Source organism: Coleofasciculus sp. FACHB-712 (genome assembly GCF_014695635.1).
In the GTDB taxonomy this organism is placed as follows: Bacteria; Cyanobacteriota; Cyanobacteriia; order Cyanobacteriales; family FACHB-T130; genus FACHB-T130.
In genome coordinates this window covers 1-5544 of sequence record NZ_JACJOQ010000392.1, presented here as the reverse complement: position 1 = coordinate 5544, position 5544 = coordinate 1, and the positions used below count along the sequence as shown (strand labels likewise).

Annotated in this window: 1 protein-coding gene; it reads left to right on the top strand. The window is 44.9% G+C overall.

All coding sequences use genetic code 11. The features are described 5' to 3' along the window. Nucleotides 1–355: 355 nt before the first annotated feature. Nucleotides 356–5544: tetratricopeptide repeat protein (locus H6F50_RS11440; protein WP_190428789.1), on the top strand; the 5189-nt coding region annotated here is incomplete at its 3' end.

The window sequence follows — 5544 nt, the reverse complement described above, 5'->3', positions numbered from 1 at the left end:
GTCGCATTCAAATTTCAGGTGCTCAGTGGAATGCTGAAAACGTTCCTCAGGTGCTAGCGCATCGCTGTGCTTACCTTAATGAGCTGATTGGGCAGCAAATCTGACATGCTCCCGTAATTCTTCGGAATCAAACTAACTTTTTTATAAAGATTTGATGAAGATTAAGTAAAGATACGTAAAAGAAGAGTCATTTTAAAAAAGCAGTGTTTATAATGTTGGTGAAATTGCTAAAAAAGTAAAAAATAAATAGCTGCAAGCAAAAATAAGTTAACGCTTGACTAAAAGTTAAGCGTTATTCTTGCAGCCAAAAAAATTTTAAGTTTTGCAAAATTAGATAATCCTGAGCGAGAATCCTATGAATGTGGTGAGAAGCATCGGTCGGTTGCTGGTAGTTTTTCCTTTGGTAGGAGCGATTAATACCCAAGCAGCACACGGGCAATCCATTGTCCCAGCGAGTGACGGCACTGGCAGCAATGTTGTCCTTGAGGGCGATCGCTTCGACATCAGTGGCGGACAGCAATCTGGAGCGAATCTTTTCCACAGCTTTGAGAAATTTGGACTGAACTCAAACGAGATTGCGAACTTTCTCTCCCAACCAGAGATTCAAAATATCCTGGGTCGCGTTGTTGGTGGAGATGCCTCCATGATTAATGGACTGATTCAGGTAACAGGCGGGAATTCTAACCTCTTCTTGATGAATCCCGCAGGCATTATCTTCGGCGCAGGAGCCAGCCTCAGCGTGCCTGCTTCCTTCACCGCGACAACAGCAACCGGAATTGGGATTGGCTCAAATTGGTTCAATGCAGCAGGTTCTAACAACTACGCCGCACTGACAGGAAACCCCAATGCTTTTGCTTTTGCCACCAGTCAGCCAGGAGCCATTATCAACGCTGGTAACCTCAGCTTACAGCCGGGACAAAACTTCTTAACTTTACTGGGTGGCACAGTTATCAGTACCGGGCAACTCTCCGCACCAGGGGGTAACATTACCGTAGCCGCCATCCCTGGTGAAAGTGTAGTCCGCATCACTCAGCAAGGACTACTGCTAAGTTTGGATATTCAACCCCTGGCAACCGCAGTCACTCAACCTGAAAACTGGACATTGCCAATTCCCACATTACCCCAACTGCTGACTGGTGGAAGTGGAGGCAATGCTACCGGAGTGACAGTTAAAAACGGACAGGTAGAACTAATCGGATCTGGCATTCAGGTAGAAAACGGGGATATCGTCGCCAAGAACGTGACAGCCGAGTCAGCACAGCTATCTGCCAACAACAATTTAACCTTAGTCGAAAGCCAGCTAGAGACGACAGGAAATATGCAATTGCTGGCGCAGGATACAGTACGAGTCCGAGACACCCAAGCGAATCCTGTTTTAATTCAGGCAGGAGGGGATCTACTAATTCAGGGCAATTTAGGAGTTGATATCTTTGCCTTAAATCATCCTGCAAGCGGTGTAATTTCTGGTAAAAATACACTGTTGCGCTCTCCGAACCCAGTTATCGGTGACGCTCATTTCACAACAGGTGGCAGCTTCAAAATTGAGCAATTGGATGGAAGCGTGGGGAATCTATGGAGTCCTAACGACCCGATTATTCTGGCAGCCGGAGATGTGACTCTCGGAGACTATGAGGGAGCTTCACTCCATATTTTGGCTGGAGGTAGCGTCACGCTGGGTAGTGTCACGATTACTGGTACAGATTCAACAACAAATACGATTAATCTTAATAATCCCGATCTTTCCAGTTTGGCAGAGGTCACCTTATCCAATGGGACGACGGTAAAAATTGATGGCAGCACTAAGCCTACGTTAGATATCCGAGCTGGAATCAAATGGGAGTCGTTAGGTGGGATACCAACAAATAGCGTTATTCCGCTTTCTGCATTCGATCCACTTACAACCTCTAATTCTCAACCCGTTTTCGCTGGAACAAAAACAGATGCGAGTATTGTAATTGCTGGAGACATTGAGATAACTCAGCCAGATGGAGTTATTCTTTTAACAAATCGCTATTCTCCTAACACGTCATCTAGCGGAGAAATCCGAGTTGACGGTTCTATTAATAATAACAATTCAGAGTCTTTAAATAATGTCGGTGCAGTTTTACTTGATTCACGAACAAGCATCTTAACAGAAGACATTAATACTTATGATGGTTCTGTAGGTTTATCTGCCATAGGAAACATCACATCAGGAAATATCTTCACGGGTGGACTTGATGGCTCCGGTGATAGTGCTGTAGTTTTGTCTTCTACAGCAGGCAATATTGTGGTCAATAGCATTGATGCGGGGAGTGGCGGAATTGATATTAAAGCCGCTGGTCTTTTCCAAGCTAAGGGTGCTTTTAATCCTGAATATAATTTAGAGCAAGAAATTAAACCTGAAGACGATCCAAAATTACTGGGGTTTCTTCAAAGCAAAAATATTGAATTCGATCCAAAAGAAAAAATTACAGTATTTACAAAAAATATTCCATCTAGTTTGCATGCTAGACCGAGTGACGACAAACCTGAGGGAAAAAGTAATGCCCCAATTAGCATCCGGTATGGAGGTGCAACTAATCCACCAATTGTATCAGAATTTGATATTTATAGTTTCGGAGGTTCAAAAACTGGCAAAGGTAGCATTTTGATCCAAGGTGGAAACGGAGTTTTTATTGTGGGACCTGGAATCAAGGAAGGCGACGAAGCCTTTAAACCAGTTGAACCAATCCCTCCTTATGATAATATTTTTGATGCTAATTTTGATTTCAAAGAATCATTTGTATTGATTAAAAACGAAATTTATACACCGTTTGATTTTGGTTCAAATCAGTTTCCCAATAATGTTAGCGGTACGGTGGGAGCCATCACCGTAGGAGCTGGAAGTAACAGTTTCTTTTATGGGTCTACTCAAAATATCTCTTTTTCTCCAAGCGTCCAAAACCCCAACCCTACTACAAATCCTAACCCTAACCCTAACCCTAATCCGAATACGGACACTGGTATTAAACCGAATACTGGGAGTGGCAACAACACAAATATTGGTACTAATATCGTTGCCAACGCAAATACTGGCACCAACACTAATACGAATACTAGCAATGGCACCAGCACGAATAGTAATAGCGATACTGCTACTGATGGATCTGACAATCTCACAACAGATATACAACTCATTGCGCTGAGAAATGATGCTTCTAATTCGGGATTATCGGATTCGAGCGATCGCGTCCTTGTCTTCGATAACAGCCTCAAAAGCAGCTCAGATGCACGTCATGCGAACCGGGTGACGCGGAACAGCGACGGAACGCTGAAATTGTCAACGGCGGAAACATCTGCTGTGTGCGCTGCACAACTGCAAGATCCGCGACGGAGAAACCTGCAACTACGAGATCCGCGTTGTTTGCAAGAACAACCCGCCGCACCAATCGCATCAGCGTCAGCTCAAAATAGCCGCAAAGTGACGGCAGATCAACTGTTACAGCAAGGCTTTGAACAGTATCAGCCGAATAAGGTTGAATCGGCTGTCCAGTCTTGGCAACAGGCATTAAGAATTTACCAGGAACTCAAAGACGTTCCGGGGGAAGTTGCAGCTAGAGGGGTTCTGGGTGCGGCTTCTCTGGTTCAGGAAAACTATCAGGATGCGATCGCGCTCTTAGAGCCATTCTTGACAATGGAACCGGGAAATGGCAATTCCACTAAGAAAGCGCAAGCACTTTCCAATCTGGGAATTGCTTACAAAGCCGTAGGCAACTATGCAAGCGCGATCGCATCCCATCAGCAAGCTTTGACAATTATGCAGGAAACCAAAGACCGTCAGGGAGAAGGTCAGGTTTCAGTAAATTTAGGCAATACTTACGAAGCTTTGGGTGAATATGACAAAGCAATTCAGTCTTATCAACAAAGTTTAACGATTGTGCGGGACATTAAAGATCGCTCAGGGGAAGGGAGAGCATTAGGAAATTTGGGAGCGATTTACGCTAATTTGGGCAAGTCTAAGGAAGCCGTTCAGTCTTATGAACAGAGTTTAGCGATCGCGCGACAAATTAGCGATCGGGAAGGACAAGGAAGCACTCTAGCCAATCTCGGATCTGCTTATCATGTTCAGGGCGAATTTACCAAAGCTCTCGATTATTATCAGCAAAGTTTAGCGATCGCAAAAGAAATTAGCAATCGCGAGTTACAGCATAAGGCACTCGGAAATTTAGGAATTGCTTACGAGGATTTAGGCGACTATCCTAAAGCGATTGAACATCACCAGAAGAGCTTGGAAATTGCGCGATCGCTGGGTGACAAACGAGGAGAGGGGGCGGCTCTCAATAACCTGGGACATACGCTATTTGCTTCCGGCAAACTCCCAGAAGCCGAGAAAAAACTCCGCGATGCCGTTGAAGTTATGGAATCTCTGCGACCAGGATTAAATGATATCCAAAATGTCTCAGTTTTCGATACGCAAGTTCTGACTTACAACCTATTGCAACAAATCCTGATTGCCCAGAACAAAGAAGATTCGGCTCTAGAAATTTCCGAAAGGGGACGTGCCCGTGCGTTTGTAGAGTTACTGCAACAACGATTATCTCCTGAAGCTTCGGCACGTCAAACTAATTTAAACCCTCCGACAATCGCCCAAATTAAAAAAATTGCCAAAGAACAAAATGCCACGCTAGTTGAATATTCAATTGTCCCTGAAGAAGAATTCAAAGTTCAAGGTAAACTCAGAGGTCAGGCATCAGAACTCTTTATTTGGGTCGTTCAGCCTACAGGTAAAGTGGCGTTTCGCCGAGTTGACTTGAAACCGCTGCGACAGCAAGATAATTCTTTTGAAGAGTTGCTAGCGAACAGTCGTATTTTATACGGCCCTAATATTCAAAAAGGAGAAGCGGCTAGAGCGCAACTTCATCAAGTGTTGATTGAGCCAATTGCTGATTTTCTGCCTAAAGACCCAAATTCCCACGTAATATTTATCCCGCAAGGTGGGCTATTTTTGTTGCCTTTCCCGGCGCTAAAAGCTCCGAATGGCAAATACTTAATCGAGCAACACACAATCCTAACCGCTCCAGCAATTGAGGTGCTAGACCTCACTCAGCAACAACAGCAACGTGTAGAAGAGTTGCATAGAACATCTCTAGATAGTAAAAACGTCCTAGTGGTGGGCAATCCGACGATGCCCAAGATGCCTACTACTAAAGGTGGACAAACGCCTCAGCCACTAGCACCGTTACCGGGTGCCGAACGGGAAGCGCTGACGATTGCTAAACTCTTGAACACTCAAGCGATTGTGGGTGACAAAGCAACCAAAGTTGAGATTGTGCAACAGATGCCCCAGGCGCGGGTAATTCATCTAGCGACGCACGGCTTACTGGATGATATTCAAGAATTAGGCATTCCTGGCGCGATCGCGCTGGCTCCATCCAAGAACGATAATGGATTCCTCACTGCTGGAGAAATCTTTGACCTGAAGCTAAATGCTGAACTTGTAGTGTTGAGTGCTTGTCACACGGGACGCGGCAAAATTACCGGCGATGGCGTCATCGGTTTGTCGCGATCGCTCATTTCATCGGG